Annotated in this window: 17 protein-coding genes; 6 read left to right on the top strand and 11 right to left on the bottom strand. The window is 67.4% G+C overall.

Annotation, left to right across the window (positions count from 1 at the left end):
• Window position 1 precedes the first annotated feature (1 nt).
• The 5 genes from qcrC to EHF32_RS03030 all read left to right on the top strand — a co-directional run bounded on the left by qcrC (window position 2) and on the right by EHF32_RS03030 (window position 5,528).
• Window positions 2–805 (top strand): cytochrome bc1 complex diheme cytochrome c subunit, encoded by an 804-nt coding sequence (gene qcrC, locus EHF32_RS03050; RefSeq protein ID WP_137416758.1) that lies wholly within the window; start codon window positions 2–4, stop codon window positions 803–805.
• Window positions 806–842: 37 nt separating this feature from the next.
• Window positions 843–1,922, top strand: coding sequence for a cytochrome bc1 complex Rieske iron-sulfur subunit (qcrA, locus tag EHF32_RS03045; RefSeq protein WP_137416757.1), 1,080 nt, complete (start codon window positions 843–845; stop codon window positions 1,920–1,922).
• A 44-nt stretch (window positions 1,923–1,966) separates the two neighbouring features.
• Entirely contained in the window at window positions 1,967–3,751 is a 1,785-nt protein-coding gene (gene qcrB, locus EHF32_RS03040; protein WP_137419091.1) for a cytochrome bc1 complex cytochrome b subunit, read from the top strand.
• A gap of 116 nt (window positions 3,752–3,867) precedes the next feature.
• Entirely contained in the window at window positions 3,868–5,046 is a 1,179-nt protein-coding gene (gene hpxO, locus EHF32_RS03035; RefSeq protein ID WP_137416756.1) for an FAD-dependent urate hydroxylase HpxO, read from the top strand.
• Between the two features lie 71 nt (window positions 5,047–5,117).
• Entirely contained in the window at window positions 5,118–5,528 is a 411-nt protein-coding gene (locus EHF32_RS03030) for a rhodanese-like domain-containing protein (protein ID WP_137416755.1), read from the top strand.
• Between the two features lie 9 nt (window positions 5,529–5,537).
• Here the strand turns inward: EHF32_RS03030 and EHF32_RS03025 are convergent, their stop codons facing one another.
• The 6 genes from EHF32_RS03025 to EHF32_RS03000 form a co-directional block, all read right to left on the bottom strand.
• Window positions 5,538–6,329 carry a PP2C family protein-serine/threonine phosphatase gene (locus EHF32_RS03025; protein WP_137416754.1) on the bottom strand — a complete coding sequence of 264 codons (792 nt, stop codon included), beginning with the start codon at window positions 6,327–6,329 and terminating at the stop codon, window positions 5,538–5,540.
• 3 nt (window positions 6,330–6,332) lie between these two features.
• Complete coding sequence (ctaF, locus tag EHF32_RS03020) at window positions 6,333–6,767, bottom strand: aa3-type cytochrome oxidase subunit IV (protein WP_137416753.1); 435 nt, start codon at window positions 6,765–6,767, stop codon at window positions 6,333–6,335.
• Window positions 6,768–8,528: an aa3-type cytochrome oxidase subunit I gene (ctaD, locus tag EHF32_RS03015; protein WP_137416752.1), complete on the bottom strand. Its 1,761-nt coding sequence runs from the start codon at window positions 8,526–8,528 to the stop codon at window positions 6,768–6,770. It abuts the gene before it with no gap.
• 2 nt (window positions 8,529–8,530) lie between these two features.
• The gene (gene ctaC / locus EHF32_RS03010; protein ID WP_137416751.1) at window positions 8,531–9,424 is read right to left on the bottom strand and encodes an aa3-type cytochrome oxidase subunit II; all 894 of its coding nucleotides are present in this window, start codon (window positions 9,422–9,424) and stop codon (window positions 8,531–8,533) included.
• 154 nt (window positions 9,425–9,578) lie between these two features.
• Complete coding sequence (erpA, locus tag EHF32_RS03005) at window positions 9,579–9,944, bottom strand: iron-sulfur cluster insertion protein ErpA (RefSeq protein WP_137416750.1); 366 nt, start codon at window positions 9,942–9,944, stop codon at window positions 9,579–9,581.
• A gap of 114 nt (window positions 9,945–10,058) precedes the next feature.
• Entirely contained in the window at window positions 10,059–11,450 is a 1,392-nt protein-coding gene (locus tag EHF32_RS03000) for a dipeptidase (protein WP_137416749.1), read from the bottom strand.
• A gap of 48 nt (window positions 11,451–11,498) precedes the next feature.
• Between EHF32_RS03000 and EHF32_RS02995 the strand changes: the two genes are divergently transcribed.
• Window positions 11,499–12,065 (top strand): DUF3043 domain-containing protein, encoded by a 567-nt coding sequence (locus EHF32_RS02995; protein ID WP_137416748.1) that lies wholly within the window; start codon window positions 11,499–11,501, stop codon window positions 12,063–12,065.
• A 49-nt stretch (window positions 12,066–12,114) separates the two neighbouring features.
• On the opposite strand, the gene EHF32_RS02990 is transcribed toward EHF32_RS02995, so the two are convergent.
• The 5 genes from EHF32_RS02990 to dnaE all read right to left on the bottom strand — a co-directional run bounded on the left by EHF32_RS02990 (window position 12,115) and on the right by dnaE (window position 19,583).
• A complete protein-coding gene (locus EHF32_RS02990) occupies window positions 12,115–13,152 on the bottom strand; it encodes a quinone-dependent dihydroorotate dehydrogenase (RefSeq protein ID WP_137416747.1) in 1,038 nt (345 codons plus the stop codon).
• Window positions 13,153–13,194: 42 nt separating this feature from the next.
• Window positions 13,195–13,680: a transcriptional regulator NrdR gene (nrdR, locus tag EHF32_RS02985; protein ID WP_137416746.1), complete on the bottom strand. Its 486-nt coding sequence runs from the start codon at window positions 13,678–13,680 to the stop codon at window positions 13,195–13,197.
• Between the two features lie 12 nt (window positions 13,681–13,692).
• A complete protein-coding gene (gene hisD / locus EHF32_RS02980) occupies window positions 13,693–14,994 on the bottom strand; it encodes a histidinol dehydrogenase (RefSeq protein WP_137416745.1) in 1,302 nt (433 codons plus the stop codon).
• A gap of 42 nt (window positions 14,995–15,036) precedes the next feature.
• Entirely contained in the window at window positions 15,037–16,026 is a 990-nt protein-coding gene (locus EHF32_RS02975) for a hypothetical protein (protein ID WP_137416744.1), read from the bottom strand.
• An 86-nt stretch (window positions 16,027–16,112) separates the two neighbouring features.
• Window positions 16,113–19,583 (bottom strand): DNA polymerase III subunit alpha, encoded by a 3,471-nt coding sequence (gene dnaE, locus EHF32_RS02970; protein WP_238343828.1) that lies wholly within the window; start codon window positions 19,581–19,583, stop codon window positions 16,113–16,115.
• Window positions 19,584–19,597: the final 14 nt, after the last annotated feature.

Raw genomic sequence — 19,597 nt, 5'->3', positions numbered from 1 at the left:
CATGGCACGTGAGAAGAAGCGGCGCACCTCCGGTCGTCGAAGCCCCCTGGCCGCCGCCGCCCTGATCGGCATCGGCCTCCTGATGACCGGCGGCATCTACGCCGGCGCGTCGGCCGCGATGGCGGCCACCACCGAGACGCAGACCGCCGCATCCCAGCTCACCGTGGAAGACGGCAAGAAGCTGTTCCAGGCGAACTGCGCCACCTGTCACGGTATGGATCTCCAGGGCACCGAGAACGGCCCGTCGCTCTACGGCGTCGGCGAGCTTTCGGTGCACTTCCAGGTCTCGACCGGTCGCATGCCCCTGCAGGCTCAGGCACCGCAGGCGCCGCAGAAGCCCGTTCAGTTCACGGACGAGCAGACCGAGGCGATCGCCAAGTTCGTCCAGTCGATCGCTCCCGGTCCGACCTACCCGGCGTCGGAGGTCCTCGACGGCGAGGGAGACGTCTCCGCGGGAGCCGAGCTCTTCCGAATCAACTGCGCGATGTGCCACAACGTGGCCGGAGCCGGTGGTGCACTCACCGAGGGCAAGTACGCCCCCGACCTGCACACGACCAGCGCGCTGAACATGTACGCCGCCATGGTCACCGGACCGCAGAACATGCCGGTCTTCAGCGACATGAACCTCACCCCCGAGGACAAGCGCGACATCATCTCGGCGCTGCTGTACATGCAGAAGACCGAATCCCCCGGTGGCTTCTCGCTCGGCTCTCTCGGCCCCGTCTCGGAGGGCCTGTTCATCTGGATCTTCGGCATCGGCACGCTGATCGCCATCACGGTGTGGATCACCGCGAAGTCCAACTGATCTTTTTGACGAACTGACGGAACGTACGAGGAGCACCATGGCACACGAGGACGACGCGCTCGAGCACGAGAGGGCTTCCTGGAAGCCCTCCAGCGGGCTCGCCGTGACGGTGTCCGACCCGGTGAACAACCCCGGTCTGCCGCCCCACCGCGAGCGCGTGACCGATAAGGACCCCGCCGCGATGAAGCGCGCCGTCCGCACCGTGTACACGCTGTTCTACCTGTCGGTGGCGGCTTCCGTGTGGGCCGTGGTCGCCTACATGGTGTTCCCCATCGAGAGCGGCTCCATCGCGGCCATCCGCGACAACAACCTCTTCATCGGACTCGGCATCGCCTTCGCGCTGCTGGCCATCGGCGTGGGCGCGATCCACTGGTCGAAGGCGATCATGTCCGACAAGGAGTTCATCGAGCCGCGCCACGCGACGCGCGGCCGTGACACCACCCGCGAGGCGGTCGTCGAGGCGCTCACCGTGGCCAACGAGGAGTCCGGATTCGGGCGTCGGGCGATGATCCGCAACTCGCTGTTCGCCGCCCTCGTCGCATCGGTCGTGCCCGGCGTGGTCCTCTTCCGGGGCCTTGCTCCCGAGTCGAGCCCGGAGAACCCCTACGCCGGCGACCCGGTGCACCTGCTCAGCCACACCATGTGGAAGCAGGGCATGCGTCTCGCACACGACCCGAGCGGTCGCCCGATCAAGGCGTCGGACGTCACCCTCGGCTCCGCGTTCCACGTGATCCCGGAGGAGCTCGCCTCCCTCAGCCACCACGACGGCTACCTCGAGGAGAAGGCGAAGGCGATCGTGCTGCTCATGCGCATGCCGCAGGAGGTGCTGATCGAGGCGGAGGATCGCAAGGACTGGTCGTACGACGGGATCGTCGCCTACTCCAAGGTCTGCACCCACGTCGGATGCCCCGTCGCCCTCTACGAGCAGCAGACGCACCACCTCCTCTGCCCCTGCCACCAGTCGCAGTTCGACGTCTCCGACGGCGCGAAGGTCATCTTCGGTCCGGCCGCACGTCCGCTGCCGCAGTTGCCCATCGCGGTCGACGACGAGGGTTACCTCGTCGCCCGCAGTGACTTCACCGAGCCCGTCGGTCCGAGCTTCTGGGAGCGCCATTGAGCACCGCAACCCACCCCACGGAGAACGTCACGACGGAACCCGCGATGCCTGCAGGCTCCTCGGAGCGCAGCAAGCCTCTCGGCGGCCGCTTCGTCGGTGCCGCGGCGAACTACCTGGATGAGCGCACCAGCCTGTCGGGTCTGATCAAGGAGCTCGGCCGCAAGATCTTCCCCGACCACTGGTCGTTCATGCTCGGCGAGATCGCGCTGTGGAGCTTCGTCGTCGTGCTGCTGTCGGGCACGTTCCTGACGTTCTTCTTCCAGGCCTCCATGGTCGAGACGCACTACTACGGTGCGTACGAGCCGATGCGCGGCATCGCGATGTCCGCGGCCCTCGAGTCCGCGCTGCACATCTCGTTCGACGTGCGCGGCGGTCTGCTGGTGCGTCAGATCCACCACTGGGCGGCCCTCGTGTTCGTCGCCGGCATCGGCGTGCACATGCTGCGCGTCTTCTTCACGGGCGCGTTCCGCAAGCCCCGCGAGCTGAACTGGGTGATCGGTTTCATCCTCTTCATCCTCGCGATGGCGGAAGGCTTCACCGGCTACTCCCTCCCCGACGACCTGCTCTCCGGCAACGGCCTGCGCATCATCGACGGCATGGTCAAGGGCATCCCGGTCGTCGGCACCTGGATCTCGTTCCTGCTCTTCGGCGGCGAGTTCCCCGGCACCGACATCGTCGGGCGCCTCTACACGCTGCACATCCTGCTGCTGCCGGCGATCCTGATCGCGCTGCTGGCACTGCACCTCGTGCTCATGATCATCAACAAGCACACCCAGTTCGCCGGGCCCGCCCGTACGAACAGCAACGTGGTGGGCTACCCGATGGTTCCGGTGTACGCGTCCAAGATGGGCGGATTCTTCTTCCTGACCTTCGGCGTGATCGTCCTGATCGCCTCGCTGTTCACGATCAACCCGATCTGGAACTACGGTCCGTACGACCCGTCCCCCGTGTCGGCCGGTACGCAGCCCGACTGGTACATCGGCTTCGCCGACGGTGCGCTCCGCCTCGTCCCGCCGCACCTGGAGTTCGTCTTCCTCGACCGCACGTGGTCGTGGAACATCCTCCTGCCGCTGGGGATCCTGGGTCTGTTCATCGTCCTCGTGCTGATCTACCCGTTCATCGAGGCATGGATCACGGGCGACAAGCGCGAGCACCACATCGCGCAGCGTCCGCGCAACGCGCCGACCCGCACGGCCATCGGCGCCGCGGGCGTCACGTTCTACGCCGTGCTGTGGGCCGCCGCTTCGTCGGACATCATCGCGACGCACTTCCATCTGACGATGGAGGGCGTGATCCACACGCTTCAGGCCCTGCTCATTGTGGGCCCGATCATCGCGTACTTCGTGACCAAGCGTCTGTGCATCGCGCTGCAGAAGAAGGATCGCGAGATCGCGCTGCACGGCTACGAGTCCGGCCGCATCGTGCGGCTGCCCGGCGGTGAGTACATCGAGGTGCACCAGCCCGTCGACGAGTACGAGCGCTGGAAGCTGGTGGACTTCGAGGTCAACGAGCCGCTGGTCGTGCGCCCGAACGCCCAGGGCCGCATCCCGTGGCACCAGAACATGCGCGCGTCGCTCTCGCGCTGGTTCTTCGAGGACCGCCTCACTCCTGTCACGCAGGCCGAGGTGGATGCCGCGCTCGCGCACCAGCACCACGAGATCGACCACATCGACACCGAGGAAGCGGCCGAGCTCGAAGGTGCCGCCGAGCGCGCTGCCGCCGAGGGTCGCCCGACCGTCGCCCTGCACGACAAGGCTGAGGTGGAGATCCCCGCTCCGAAGTTCCTGGAGGGCGCGGAGAAGCCCGAGACGGATGACGACAAGAAGTGACCTCGTCCCGATGAAGAGAGGGCCCCGATCCGCGGATCGGGGCCCTCTCTTCATCTCTGCCCATCGATGTTGGTGTCTGTAACATTCCCGTGACAGCGCCTCGCTACCGTGACCGTGTGCGAGTCATCATCATCGGAGCAGGCATCGGCGGAACGAGCGCGGCCATCGCGCTCGCTCGGCTCGGCCACGACGTCCACGTCTACGACCAGATCCGCGAGAACCGTCCTGTCGGCGCCGCACTGTCGCTGTGGCCGAACGGAGTCAAGGTTCTCAACTGGCTCGGCCTCGGCGACGAGGTGGCCGCGCTGGGCGGCCGCATGGACTACATGGCCTACGTCGACGGGCTCGACGGCGACGAGATGTGCCGCTTCAGCCTCGACCCCGTCACTCAGCAGACGGGCCAGCGCGCCTACCCGGTCGCCCGCGCCGACCTGCAGGCACTGCTCATGGACACGGTGGGTGCCGACCGCATCCATCTCGGGATGCGGATGACCGGCATCTCGGAAGCCGACGACGAGGTCACCGTCGCATTCGAGGATGGCAGCAGCGCCCAGGCCGATCTCGTGATCGGTGCCGACGGCGCACGATCCCTGACGCGCGAGTATGTGTTGGGCACGCCGACCGAGCGCCGCTACTCGGGCTACACCAACTTCAACGGACTCGTCCCTGCTGATCCCCGCATCTCCCCCATCGACCAGTGGACCACGTACGTCGGTGAGGGCAAGCGCGTCTCGGTCATGCCCGTCGCCGGCGACCGCTTCTACTTCTTCTTCGACGTGCCCCAGCCCTCGGGGATCCCCTACGACCGCAGCGAGGGCGTCGCACCGCTGAGGGAGGCATTCGCCGGCTGGTCCGAGGGCGTGCAAGTGCTCCTCGACGCGATCGACCCGACCGCGTCGCTCAACCGCGTCGAAATCTGGGACATCGATCCGTTCCACACGTGGACGCGCGGTCGCGTTGTTCTCCTCGGGGACTCCGCGCACAACACCGCCCCCGACATCGGTCAGGGCGCCTGCTCGGCTCTCGAGGACAGCTTCGTGCTCGGGCTGGTCTTCGCCACCACGACCCTCGGTGTCGCAGATGCGCTCCGGCGATACGAGGCGGCCCGTACGGCGCGTGCCGGCGACCTCGTGCTCCGGGCGCGCAAGCGGGCGGCCGAGACCCATGGTTTCGACCCCGAGACGACCGCCGCGTGGTATGCGGGGCTGCGCCAGGAGACCGGCGAGAACGTCATCCGCGGAATCGTCGGCAACATCGTCGACAGTCCCGTGACGATCGGTGGGCTCCTGAGCTGACAGGCAGGATCCCGCTGATCGGCGACAGTCTGATCGCTATCGTCCGACCGCGCACTCCCTAGAGTCGAACCATGCAGGATGCACGCAGCTACTTCTCCGCGAAGCTCGCCCACGAGACCGACGCCTCGGATGTCTACGCCGCTCAGCGTGCCGGTGAGGAGCTCGTCCTCGTGGATGTGCGCAGCGCCGCCGCCTGGGATCAAGGTCACATCTCCGGCGCGATCCACCTGCCGTACCGGGACATCGCCGAGCGCGCTGCGGAGCTGATTCCCACCGGTTCCTCGGTCGTCGTGTACTGCTGGAGCCCAGGATGCAACGCGGGTACGAAGGGCGCGCTCGCTTTCACCGAAGCCGGCTACGAGGTGAGAGAAATGATCGGTGGGTACGAGTACTGGGTGCGCGAAGGCTATCCCGCGGAGAACGCCTCCGGGCCTCTCCCGCGGCATCGTGACCCGCTCGTGTCGATCGTCGCGCCCGAGTAGTCTCCGCGCTCAGGCGGAGATGTCCAGGTTCTCCTGGAAGAGCTCGCCGGCCGAGCCGCTGAACGCCGCGGGCTCGGCGGCGGCGTCGCCGTCCACGACGTCGCAGACCACGGCCGTGACGTTGTCGCGCGATCCGCTGTCGAGAGCGAGAGCTACGAGGGCCGCAGCGGCCTGCGCAACGCCACGGTGGCGGAGAAGTGTCAGGCCGATCTCCTCGTCGTCCAGGTAGTCGCTGACCCCGTCACTGCACAGCAGCCACCGGTCGCCGATGACGGTGTCGCGCTCGGCGATGGACACGACGTCTTCCTCACCGCCGCCGAGCGATGCCGTGATGATGTTGCGCCGCGGATGCGACGCCGCGGCTTCGGGCGTCAGAAGACCGCTGTCGACGAGCGCCTGCACGTACGAGTCGTCTCGCGTCTCCCGGCGCAGCTGCGCATGCCGCAGAAGATACGCACGGGAGTCCCCCGTGTGGGCGAGCAGCAGCCGATCCTCGGGTGCGACGAAGACACCGGTGAAGGTCGTCGCCATGCCCTGAAGTGAAGGATCACGCTGTACGTGGGCGCGCAGGTCCCAGTTCGCCTCGCGGATCTGCACCAGCAGCTGCTCGGCATCCGTCGCCGCCAGCGGCGAGGGGACGAGCCGGTGCACGAAGGCTGCCGAAGCGAGATCTCCCGAGGGTCCTCCCCCGACGCCGTCGGCGACGGCAGCCCCCCAGGACGCGGTGAAGGCCGCATCCTGGTTGGACGTGCGGTAGCGGCCGATGTCTGAAACGGCGGCCGCGTCGAGCCTGATCGGCACGGATCAGTGCGCGAAGTACCCGCGGTAGTACTCGTACACCCAGCCGACGATCGCCACGGCGAAGATGCCGAGACCGATCGGAAGCATCCAGGTGCCGACCGCGAGACCGATCGCCGCCACTGCTGCGGAGGCCGCGAGAACGAGCGGCCACCACGACCACGGGCTGAACTCGCCGAGCTCAGGATCGCCGTCGTCGATGTCGGCCGTCAGCGTGTCCTCGGGAAGCTCGCCCTGCTGCGCCTTGTAGACGCGGTGGGTGTAGAACCCGATCATGAGCGCCATGAAGGCACCGAACAGCAGGGCGACCGAGCCGACCCACTCGATGGCGTTGTGCCAGGCGAGATCGGGGTGGGCCAGGATGTTCCAGCCGGTGTAGACGACGTCGATGAAGACGAAGAACCCGACCAGGATCCACCACAGGTTGATATTGGTGCGCACTTACTTGACCTCTCCGTCGGCCGCATCGACGACCGGGGCGTCAGGGGCATCCTTCGCGGGTCCCACACCCACCGGCACGGCGGCCTCGGGGTGGTTCAGATCGAAGGCGGGACGCTCGGAACGGATGCGCGGGATGGACGTGAAGTTGTGGCGCGGAGGCGGGCAGCTCGTGGCCCACTCCAGCGATCCGCCGTAGCCCCACGGGTCGTTGACGGTGACCTTGGGTGCGGTGCGCGCGGTGATCCAGACGTTCAGCAGGAACGGGATGACCGATGCGGCCAGAATCATCGAGCCGATCGTCGACACCTGGTTCTGCCATGTCCAGCCATCGGCGGACGAGTAATCCGCGTAGCGCCGGACCATGCCGTCGACGCCCAGCCAGTGCTGGATGAGGAAGGTCATGTGGAAGCCGATGAACAGGATCCAGAAGTGGATGTAGCCGAGACGCTCGTTGAGCATCTTGCCGGTCCACTTCGGCCACCAGAAGTAGAATCCGGCGAACATCGCGAAGACGACGGTTCCGAAGACGACGTAGTGGAAGTGGGCGACGACGAAGTACGAGTCGCTCAGTGCGAAGTCGAGCGGCGGCGAAGCGAGGATGACGCCCGTGAGACCACCGAAGACGAACGACACCAGGAAGCCGAGCGAGAACACCATCGGCGTCTCGAACGTGACCGATCCTCGCCACATCGTGCCGATCCAGTTGAAGATCTTCACACCGGTCGGCACCGCGATGAGCATCGTCATGAAGGCGAAGAACGGCAGGAGCACTGCGCCCGTCACGTACATGTGGTGCGCCCAGACGGCGACCGACAGGACGGCGATGGCGATGGTCGCGTAGATCAGCGTCTTGTATCCGAAGATCGGCTTACGGCTGAACACCGGGAAGATCTCCGACACGATGCCGAAGAACGGCAGCGCGATGATGTAGACCTCCGGGTGACCGAAGAACCAGAACAGGTGCTGCCACAGCAGCACGCCGCCGTTGTGCGGGTCGTAGATGTGAGCGCCGAGCACGCGGTCCGCGGCAGCAGCGAAGATGGCCGCGGCCAGAACGGGGAACGCGAGCAGGATCAGGATGCTCGTGACAAGCGTGTTCCACGAGAAGATCGGCATGCGCCACATGGTCATGCCGGGGGCACGCATCGTGACGATCGTGGTGATGAAGTTCACCGCACCCAGGATCGTTCCGAAGCCCGAGATGCCCAGACCCAGCATCCAGAGGTTTCCTCCGGCGCCTGGGGTGAAGGATGCGCTCGCGAGCGGCTGATACGCGAACCAACCGAAGGAGGCGGCGCCCGCGGGCGTGAGGAATCCGGCGACGGCGATCGTGGAACCGAACAGGAACAGCCAGAAGGCGAAGGCGTTCAGTCGCGGGAACGCGACATCCGGGGCACCGATCTGCAGCGGCAGGATCGCGTTCGCGAAGCCTGCGAACAGCGGCGTCGCGAACATGAGCAGCATGATCGTGCCGTGCATCGTGAACAACTGGTTGTACTGCTCTTTGGTCGGGATGATCTGCATCCCGGGCTCGAACAGCTCGGCGCGGATGATCAGCGCCATCACGCCGCCCAGCAGGAAGAACAGGAACGACGCGATCAGGTACATGTACCCGATGGTCTTGTGGTCAGTGGAGGTGATCCACTTGACGATGATGTTGCCCTTCTGCTCGATCCGCGAGGAGCTCAGCAGAGCTGCCTGACGCGGCGGCAGGGTCGTCGGGCGGGAAGGCGCTTCCTGAAGCGGGACTGTCGTCGCCATGATCACTCGTCTCCCTTGGCGGTTGCGCCGGTGCCCGGCAGGTTGCCCAGTCGGTCGTAGGCGTCCTGGATGTCGCCGGTCTGACCCTTGTCGCGCAGGCTCTCGAGGTACTGCTCGTACTCGGCGTCGCTGACGACCTTGACGTTGAAGAGCATCATCGAGTGGTACTCGCCGCACAGCTCGGCGCACTTGCCGGCGTACGTGCCCTCACGGGTCGGCGTGAACGACCAGTAATTGTCACGGCCGATGTACATGTCCTTCTTGTACAGGAAGTCGATAATCCAGAAGGAATGGATGACATCGCGGGACTCGAGCTTGATCTTGACGCTCTTGTCGACGGGCAGGTAGAGCGTCGGCAGCTGCGACTGGTCGACGTTGCCGGCGGCGTCGGTCTGGGCCTGGATGCCCATGGACCAGACGGCGTCGTCGCCGGAGGCTTCCTCGCCGTTGTACTGGAAGTCCCACGCCCACTGCTTGCCGATCGCGACGATCGACACGTCGGGGTCGTCGGTCTGGGTCTCGAGGACCGCCTGGTCACGCGCGGTGAAGGCGAAGAAGCCGACCACGAGGATCAACGGCACGATCGTGTAGAAGATCTCGATCGGCATGTTGTAACGCAGCTGGACCGGCAGGCCCGTCTGGCCGCGGCGACGACGGTAGGCGATCATCGCCCACAGCATCAGCCCCCACGTGATCACGCCGACGGCGAGCAGGACGATCCAGGAGTTGACCCACAGCCCGGCGACCATGTCGGTGTGGTTCGTCGCAGCCTGGCCGTCTTCGGTGAATCCGGGAAGGAAGCCGTGCAGCTGGGTCGGGCTGCATCCAGCGAGGATGGCAGCCGTCGCGATCCCCAGCGGAAGAACGGCTAGTCGGATTCGACGTTTCGAAGGCACGGTGCACCTTTCCAGGTCACGAACAGAGCTTCCTTCAGTCTAGAGCAAGCTCACACCTGATTCAGGCCACGCTTCCAGCCCGGAACGACGAATCGGCGCGGCCGGATCGCGTGAAAGCGAGCCCGACCGCGCCGATTCACGGCGTGTCGCGGGGTCAGTGGAAGCTGTCGCCGCAGGCGCAGGATCCCGCCGCGTTGGGGTTGTCGATCGTGAACCCCTGCTCCGAGATGGTGTCCTTGAAATCGATCTTCGCCCCGTCGAGGTACGGGACGCTCATGTCGTCCACGACGACCTCGACGCCGTCGAAGTCGACGGTCTGGTCGCCGTCGAGCAGGCGCTCGTCGAAGTAGAGCTGGTAGATCAGTCCGCTGCACCCGCCGGGCTGCACGGCCACGCGCAGACGCAGATCGTCGCGGCCTTCCTGCTCGAGCAGGTTCTTCACCTTGGCGGCGGCGTCGTCGGTGAGGGCCACGCCGTGTGCGCGGGCCGTCGTTTCGTTCGACAGGGCGGTGTCGGTCATGACTCTCCTTGTGTACTGCTGGGTACGGTGCGATGACGTCGGATGCGAGGCGGTTCGCCCGCGCGGGGACGGATCACGCCGATTCTACGCCGCCGATCCGCATCGAGGGCGGGTTCAGCGCCGTTCGTTCAACGACTCCAGCAACGACGCCTCGGCCAGCACGGCGTGACGGAAGGTGTCCAGGTGCAGGGACTCGTTCGGGCTGTGCGCCCGCGAATGCGGATCCTCCACTCCGGTCACCAGGATCTGCGCACCCGGGAACTGCTCCACGAGGTCCGCGATGAACGGGATGGAACCGCCCACGCCGACATCGACCGGGTCGACGCCGTATCCGGTGGCGAGGCTCGTGCGGGCCACCTCGACGGCCCAGCCCTCGGTGTCGACGAGGAAGCCGTCGCCGAGGTCGATGTCGGAGAAGGTGAGCTCTGCACCGAACGGAGCGTGACGGCGCAGGTGGTCCTCGATCGCGGCGTACGCCTCGCTCGCCGATTGCCCGGGAGCCACGCGGGCGCTCACCACGACCGAGATCTCCGGCGCCAACGTGTTGGATGCGGCGGCGACGCTCGTCGCGTCGATGCCGGTCACCGTCACCGAGGGCTTGTTCCAGATGCGCGACAGGATCGTGCCACGTCCGATCGGCGCGACCCCGGCCGGAAGACCCGCCTCCGAGCGGAGGGTCTCCTCCGTGTAGGCCGGGGTGGGCGCGTCGCGCTCCGTGAGACCTTCGACAGCCACGGCGCCGTCGTCGTCCCAGAGCGTCGCGAGCAGCTTGATCGCCGCCATGGTCGCGTCGGGAACGGCGCCGCCGAACATCCCCGAGTGCGAGGCGTGCTCGAGCGTGCGCACCGTGAGCGTGAAACGGGCGTTGCCGCGGAGCGACACCGTCAGCGCGGGAGTCACCGCATCCCAGTTGCCCGAGTCCGCGACGACGATCACATCGGAGCGCAACTGATCACGGTGATCGGCGAGGAACTGCGCGAAGGAGCGGGAGCCGTACTCCTCTTCCCCCTCGACGAACAGCGCGATACCCAGCGCGAGGTCTTCGCCGTGAACCTCGTGGATCGCGCGCAAGGCGGCGATGTGCGCCATCACCCCTGCTTTGTCGTCGGCGGCGCCGCGTCCGTACAGACGCCCGTCGCGCACCGTGGGCTCGAAGGGAGGCGTCTCCCAGAGGGCGTCGTCTCCGGGCGGCTGCACGTCATGATGCGCGTAGAGGAGCACGGTCGGCGCACCGTCGCGCGCGGCGCGCGTGGCGAGAATGGCGGGCTGACCCACCTCGTCGGTCCCGGGCACCGCCGAGCGGGCGATCTCCACCGAGTCGAAGATGCCGATCCCCTTCGCGAGCGAGGCGATCGCCTCGGCGCTGCGCACGAGTGCGTCCTGGTCGAAGGCGGGCCACGCGATCGAGGGGATGCGCACGAGCGCACCCAGATCGGCGAGGGCGACGGGGATGCCGGCGGCGGCCGCTTCGTGAACGGCCCCATTCCTGGGATTCTCGGAGGTCATGCGGGTAATCTTAAGGCGCACCCCTCCCCCGTTCTTTTGAGGACCATCGTGGCCAAGACCTCTGCCGACTCCGCCGCGCACGACGCGCCGAGCACTCCGACGACCGGCAAGGGGCGCGCGACGCCCACCCGTGCCGAGCGCGAAGCCGCGCGCAAGCGCCCCCTCGTCGCCGACACGAAGGAAGCGAAGGCCCGGGCCCGCGCCGAGCTGCGAGAGCGGCAGGAGAAGGCGCGCATCGGCATGGCCAACGGCGACGACCGCTACCTGCAGGCGCGCGACAAGGGCCCGCAGCGCCGCTTCGTGCGCGACTGGGTCGACTCCACGTGGCACGTCGCGGAGCTCGTGATGCCGATCATGGTCGCGGTGCTCCTGCTCATGTTCGTCGGCATCCCGGCGATCCAGGTCTATGCGTACCTGGTCCTGTGGGCCTTCATCATCGTCGCCGTGCTCGATATGGTGATCACCTCGATCCGGGTCAAGCGCGCCGCACGCGCGAAGTTCGGCGAGGACCGCATCGAGAAGGGGCTCGGCTTCTACGGCGCCATGCGGACGGTCCAGATGCGCTTCATGCGCCTGCCCAAGCCCCAGGTGAAGCGCGGACAGCGTCCCGCCTGATCGAATCGACGAAGCGGCCGGCCCCTCAGGGACCGGCCGCTTTCTCGTCTCAGCGCACGCGCGACGACGAGACGGCGAGGCCCCTGTTGATCTGCCGCGCCCAGAACGGACCCCGGTACAGGAATCCGGTGTAGCCCTGTGTCAGCGTTGCTCCGGCATCCAATCGGTCCTGGACATCCTGCGCGGTCTCGATGCCGCCGGCCGCGATGACGCAGAAGTCCGAGGGCACCTCCTCGCGGACGATCCGCAGCGCCTGGATCGCACGCTCGCGCAGCGGCGCGCCTGACAGACCCCCGGCTCCCGCGGCCTCCACGATGTCGGGCGCTGTGCGCAGCCCCTCACGGGAGATCGTGGTGTTGGTGGCGATGACTCCGTCGAGCCCCAGCTCCACCGCCAGGCGCGCCACGGCGCGGATGCCGTCGTCGGAGAGGTCGGGAGCGAACTTGACCAGTAGCGGCGTCGTGCCGGATGCGGCGCGCACCGCCTGCAGCAGGGGGCGGAGCGTGTCGATCTCCTGCAGGCCGCGCAGCCCCGGCGTGTTGGGCGACGACACGTTGACGACCAGGTAATCGGCGAGGGGTGCCAGCAGACGCGCGCTGCGGACATAGTCGTCGACGGCATCGTCGACATCCACGACGCGACTCTTGCCGATGTTGACGCCCAGAACGGGTCGGTTGCGCCTCCGGCGCAGTCGCCGCAGACGCGCGGCAGCCGCATCCGCCCCCGCGTTGTTGAAGCCCATGCGATTGATGACGGCGCGGTCGGGGATCAGGCGGAACAGACGCGGGCGGGGGTTGCCGTCCTGCGGCACGGCGGTCACCGTCCCGACCTCGACGTGTCCGAAACCGAGCGCGTACAGACCGGCGGCGGCCACCGCGTTCTTGTCGAAGCCCGCGGCGACACCGAAGGGCGAGTCGAACTGCAGCCCGAGGGCGCGAACCCTGGACTGGGGTGCCGGACGCGTCAACGCACGCGCGATCGGCGTCAGCGGACGCACCCCCAGCGCCCGGATGACGAACATGGCGGCGTGGTGCGCCGTTTCAGGATCCATGCGGGACAGGACGCGGCGAAAGAGCAGGTCATACATCGACAGCCAGGCTATCGCTGCCGAGCCCGGCGTCGCGCACCGTCAGTCGGCGGCAGGCTCCGAGGCTGCGGCCGTGCGCAGCTCGTGATCGGCGCGCAGCTGCGCGATCGACGACTCGAAGTCCTCGAGCGACTCGAAGGCCTGATAGACGCTCGCGAACCGCAGATAGGCGACTTCGTCCAGCTCGCGCAGCGGATCGAGGATGGCCAGTCCGATCTCGTTGGTGTCGATCTGCGAGCTGCCGGTGCGGCGCAGGATCTCCTCCACGCGCTGGGCCAGCAGGGCCAGATCGCCGTCGGTGACCGGGCGTCCCTGGCAGGCCTTGCGCACCCCGGAGACCACCTTGTCGCGACTGAAGGGCTCGATGACCCCCGAGCGTTTGATGACGTTCAGGCTCGCCGTCTCGACGGTCGAGAAACGCCCGCCGCACTCGGGGCACTGACGACGACGACGGATGCTGAGTCCGTCATCGGTCGTACGGGAGTCGATGACGCGGGAATCGGGATGGCGGCAGAACGGGCAATGCATGACCAGGCCAGATTAGTCCTCGAACCGGGCCTCGACGGCCTCGCCGTGCGCGGGCAACGCTTCGGCGCGCGCGAGCGTGACGATCGCGTCGCGCACCTCGGCGAGGGCGGCGCGGTCGTACTCGATGACCTGTTGCGGTCGGAGGAACGTCGATGCGGACAGACCCGCCGCGTACCGCGCCTGGCCACCGGTCGGCAGGACGTGATTGCTCCCGGCGAGGTAGTCGCCGAGGCTGACGGGTGCGTGATCGCCCACGAAGACCGCACCCGCGTTGACGAACTCGTCGACACGGGGCTCGGACAGGTGGATCTCGAGGTGTTCGGGCGCGTAGGCGTTGCTGAAGGCGATCGCTTGGTCGATGTCGTCGACGAGGACGATCGCCGACTGCGGGCCGGACAGCGCCGCTGCGACCCGCTCCGCGTGGCGGGTGCGCGGCCGCCGGACGGTGAGCTCGACGCTCACCCTCTCGGCGAGCTCGGCGGAGGGGGTGACCAGCACGGCTGAGGCCTGCTCGTCGTGCTCGGCCTGGCTGATGAGATCGGCGGCCACGAGCGCCGGCTGCGCCGAGTCGTCGGCGACGATGAGGATCTCGGTCGCGCCGGCCTCCGCATCCGTCCCGACGAGCCCCGCCACGGCACGCTTGGCCGCGGCGACGAAGTTGTTGCCGGGACCGGTGACCACATCCACAGGGTCGAGATCGAGCGACGGCACGCCGTAGGCGAGGGCTCCGATCGCGCCGGCACCACCCATCGCGTAGACCTCGTCGACGCCCAACAACCGTGCCGCCGCGAGGATCACGGGGTGGATGCGGCCGCCGAACTCCCGCTGCGGAGGCGATGCCAGCGCAACGACCGATACGCCCGCCACCTGCGCGGGCACCACGTTCATGACGACGCTCGAGGGATAGACGGCCTTCCCCCCGGGCACGTACACGCCGACGCGTCGAACCGGCTGCCACCGCTGCACCACGCGGGCGCCGGGGGCCAGCTCGGTCGTCGTGGGCGGCGGGACCTGGGCCGCAGAGGCGGTCCGCACCCGGACGATCGCCTCGTCGAGCGCCTCGCGGACCTCGGGGGCGAGCTCCGCGAGAGCCTCGTCGAGGTGGGAGGCCGGAACCCGTACCGCGTGGTCGGCGACGCCGTCGAAACGCTCCGCCTGCTCGCGCAGCGCCTGCTCGCCGCGCGCGGCGACATCATGGACGATCTGCGCCGCCGCCGTCAGAGCAGCTTCGCGCGCCATCTCCGCACGCGGGACAGCCGCCAAGAGCTCGCTCGCGGAGAGCGTGCGACCGCGGAGATCGATCGTCTGAAGCATCCCTTCAGGCTACCGTCTCGAGCATCCGGTTCCGCGCGTACGTCAGCCGCGCGTGACGCCGGAGACGTCGTGCAGGTAGCCGATGCGACCGTCCTCGTGGCGCACCACGAAGACCTCCCCGCGGTCCTCGATGACCAGCGCCCACGCCGTCGCGTCCACGCGGAAGATCGGCACGCCCATCTCGTCGAGCACCTCGCGCTCCTCGGGTACGAGCGCCCAGAACGCCTGCGACACCGGGATCTGCTCGGTGGCGGGCTCCGCGGCGGGGGTGAGGCCCTCGTCGTATGCGGCGGTCTGCGCGTGTGGGTCGGCGTACACGTCGCCCGTGGTCGCGAACAGCGCGGCCGCCTCGTCACGGGCGGGCTCGGCGGACGGCGCCCATCCTGCCTCCGAGTGCGCGACCGGGTAGGTCGCGGCGGGCGCAGCGGCGTGCGCGACGGGCTCGGGTGCCGGACGCTGCGCGATGGGGCGGGCGCCCCTCGCGACGCGGTGGGAGACGGTCTCCGCGCGGTACTCGAAGTCGTCCTTGAGGCCGGGGATGAACGGGGCGATCGCCGTGAAGACGACCCCGGCGGCCATCAGCACCAGTTCGACCCAATGGACCCAGCTGCCCAGCCCCGGAAGCGCGAAGGACTCCCAGATCATCTGCACCCACACGACCGCCGAGACGGCGAACGCGACGGACGCGAACTGGTCGATGCCCAGCGAGCCCACTCGGCGGATGCCCTGGGGCGAGAGCCGACGCAGCACGATCAGGAACACGGCCACGGTGGGCAGGCCGATCGTCAGCACCCATGCGATGCCCATCGTCCAGACCGAGACGGGGGCGAAGTAGCTCAGGGAGAAGAAGGAGACGATGAACGCGAGGGCCCAGATCCCGAGGAGCACGACCTCACGGATCGAGAACGGCCAGACGCCGTACTGCGGGGGCGCCGCCGGCTCGTCGTCTTCTTCGAGCGCGTCGAACTGGTCGTCCTCCACGGCGTCGACGAACTCGTCGTCACCGCTCACGACGGGGTTCTCATCGGTCATGTCGCATCCTCTCGGCGCGGGCAGGGGAAAGAGCGAGTCGATCCTAACGGCGACGGCTATGAGAGCTCATAGCGTCCACAGGACGGTCAACCCAGGCAGCTGGGACCGAGCAGGCCCTTGAGGTCGCCGAACAGATCGGCGCTGATCGTGACCGGATGCGGCACCTCGAACACCTTCGCGGTGCCCGCGCGGTGCAGCTTCAGCGTCACCTCGGTCTCGCCCGGGTGGCGATGCAGCACGGCGGCCAGCTCCTCCACCACGGACTGCGTCGCTTTCTGCTCGGGGACCACGAGGACGAGAGCGGATGTGGCGTCCACCGCTCCCAGATCCGGACTGAAGCAGCTCTGGGCGTGCAGGTTCAATCCGTCGTCCCGGCGTGACACGCGCCCCCGCACGACCAGGATCGAATCGGCCTGCAGCGCCGACTGGAACTCCGTGTACGTACGACCCATGAACATCACGGTGACCTCGCCGTTGAAATCCTCGACGGTGATCATGCCGTACGGATTGCCGCTCTGCTTCGCCACACGATGCTGGACGCTGGTGACCAGGCCCGCCACCGTGACCTGGTCGCCGTCCTGCACGCTCTCCGAGGACAGCAGGTCGTGGATCGAGGTCGAGGCATGCTTCGCGAGCGGGATCTCGAGACCGGCGAGTGGGTGGTCGGACACATAGAGTCCGAGCATCTCCCGCTCGAAGGCCAGCTTGTCCTTCTTGGTCCATTCGGGCCGCTCCGGCACCTTCGAGACCTGTTGGGGCTCATCGTCGCCCCACAGACTGTCGAAGTCGAACCCGACCTCGCCGTTGGCCTCGCGCCGTTTGTCGAGCACCGCCTGTTCGGTCGCGTCCTCGTGGATCTCCAGCAGCGCACGCCGGGTGTGGCCCATGGAGTCGAACGCGCCGGCCTTGATGAGCGACTCGACGGTGCGCTTGTTCGCGACGTGCATCGGCACCTTCGCGAGGAAGTCGTGGAAGGAGGCGAAGCCCTCCTTCTCTCGGGAGGCGACGATCCCGTCGACGACGTTCGACCCGACGTTGCGCACCGCTCCGAGCCCGAAGCGGATGTCGTCGCCGACGGCGGCGAAGAAGTTGATGGACTCCCCCACATCCGGAGGCAGGACGCGGATCCCCATGCGACGGCACTCGTTCAGGTAGATCGCCATCTTGTCTTTGGAGTCGCCGACGCTGGTCAGCAGCGCCGCCATGTACTCGGCGGGGTAATGCGCCTTCAGATAAGCCGTCCAGTAGGACACCAGGCCGTAGGCCGCGGAGTGCGCTTTGTTGAAGGCGTAGTCGGAGAAGGGCAGCAGGATGTCCCACAGCGCCTTGACCGCGCCGTCGCCGAACCCGCGTTCCTTCATTCCGCCCGAGAAGCCCTCGTACTGCTTGTCGAGCTCGGACTTCTTCTTCTTGCCCATCGCGCGGCGGAGGATGTCTGCTTGACCGAGCGAGAAGCCGGCCACTCGCTGCGCGATCGCCATGACCTGCTCCTGATAGATGATCAGGCCGTAGGTCGTGTCGAGGATGTCTCGCAGCGGCTCTTCGAGTTCAGGATGGATGGGGGTGATGGGCTGCAGCCCGTTCTTGCGCAGGGCGTAGTTGGTGTGCGAGTTCGCCCCCATGGGCCCGGGCCGGTACAGCGCGATGACGGCCGAGATGTCTTCGAAGTTGTCGGGCTTCATGAGCCGCAGGAGGGACCGCATGGGCCCGCCGTCGAGCTGGAACACGCCGAGCGTGTCGCCGCGGGTGAGCAGGTCGTATGCGGGCCGGTCGTCCAACTCGAGATGCTCGAGGTCGAGCTCCTCGCCGCGGTTGCTGCGGATGTTGTCGAGCGCATCGGAGATGATCGTGAGATTTCGCAGCCCGAGGAAGTCCATCTTGATCAGCCCGAGCGTCTCGCAAGACGGATAGTCGAACTGCGTGACGATCTGGCCGTCCTGCTCGCGGCGCATGATCGGGATGATGTCCAGCAGCGGTTCCGACGACATGATGACGCCGGCCGCGTGCACGCCCCACTGACGCTTCAGGCCCTCGAGCCCCAACGCGCGGTCGAAGACCGTCTTCGCCTCGGGGTCGCTCTCGATGAGCGTGCGGAACTCGCTGGCCTCCTTGTATCGCGGATGCTCCTTGTTGAACATGCCGCCGAGCTCCATGTCCTTGCCCATGACGGCGGGGGGCATGGCCTTGGTGAGCTTCTCTCCCATGGAGAACGGGAAGCCGAGCACGCGGCCCGCATCCTTCAGCGCCTGCTTCGACTTGATCGTGCCGTACGTGACGATCTGGGCGACGCGCTCCGAGCCGTACTTCTCGGTGACGTACTCGATCACCTCGCCGCGGCGACGATCGTCGAAGTCGACGTCGAAGTCGGGCATGGAGACGCGGTCGGGGTTGAGGAAGCGCTCAAAGATGAGCCCGTGCTCGAGAGGGTCCAGATCGGTGATCTTCATCGCGTAGGCGACCATGGATCCGGCGCCGGAGCCGCGACCGGGACCGACCCGGATGCCGTTGTCCTTGGCCCAGTTGATGAAGTCGGCGACCACGAGGAAGTAGCCGGGGAATCCCATCTGCAGGATGATGCCGGTCTCGTATTCGGCCTGCTTGCGCACCTTGTCGGGGATGCCCTGCGGATAGCGGTAGTGCAGCCCCTTCTCGACCTCTTTGATGAGCCAGCTGTCTTCGGTCTCGCCGTCGGGCACGGGGAATCGCGGCATGTAGTTGGCGGAGGTGTTGAACTCGACCTCGCAGCGCTCTGCGATCAGCAGGGTGTTGTCGCACGCCTCCGGGTGATCACGGAAAAGCTGACGCATCTCCTGCGCGGTCTTGATGTAGTAGCCGTCACCGTCGAACTTGAAGCGGTTGGGGTCATCGAGGGTGGATCCGGACTGCACGCAGAGCAGGGCCTCGTGCGCATCGGCCTCGTGCTGGTGGGTGTAGTGCGAGTCGTTCGTCGCGACGAGCGGGATGTCGAGATCCTTCGCCAGGCGGATCAGATCGCTCATGACACGTCGCTCGATGGAGAGGCCGTGGTCCATGATCTCGGCGAAGTAGTTCTCCTTGCCGAAGATGTCTTGGAACTCCGCCGCGGCCGCGCGCGCCGCGTCGTACTGCCCCAGACGCAAGCGCGTCTGCACCTCGCCGGAGGGGCAGCCCGTCGTCGCGATGAGCCCCTTGCCGTAGGTCTGGAGGAGCTCGCGGTCCATGCGGGGCTTGAAGTAGTACCCCTCCATGCTGGACAGCGAGCTCAACCGGAAGAGGTTGTGCATGCCCTCGGTGGTCTGACTCCACATCGTCATGTGGGTGTACGCACCCGAACCCGATACGTCGTCGCTCTTCTGGTCGGGCGAGCCCCAGGCCACGCGCGACTTGTCGCTGCGGTGCGTTCCGGGAGTCACGTAGGCCTCGAGCCCGATGATCGGCTTCACGCCCGCGCCCTGCGCGGCGCGGTAGAACTCGAACGCCGCGAAGGTGTTCCCGTGGTCGGTGACGGCGATCGCCGGCATCCCGTATTCGGACGCCGCCTGCGTCATCGCGCCGATCTTGGCGGCGCCGTCGAGCATCGAGTACTCGCTGT

Origin of the sequence: Microbacterium sp. RG1 (assembly GCF_005347485.1) — a bacterium.
Classification (GTDB): Bacteria; Actinomycetota; Actinomycetes; order Actinomycetales; family Microbacteriaceae; genus Microbacterium; species Microbacterium binotii_A.
The sequence above is the reverse complement of the archived record's forward strand: the minus strand, read 5'-3'. Positions and strand labels throughout refer to the sequence as shown.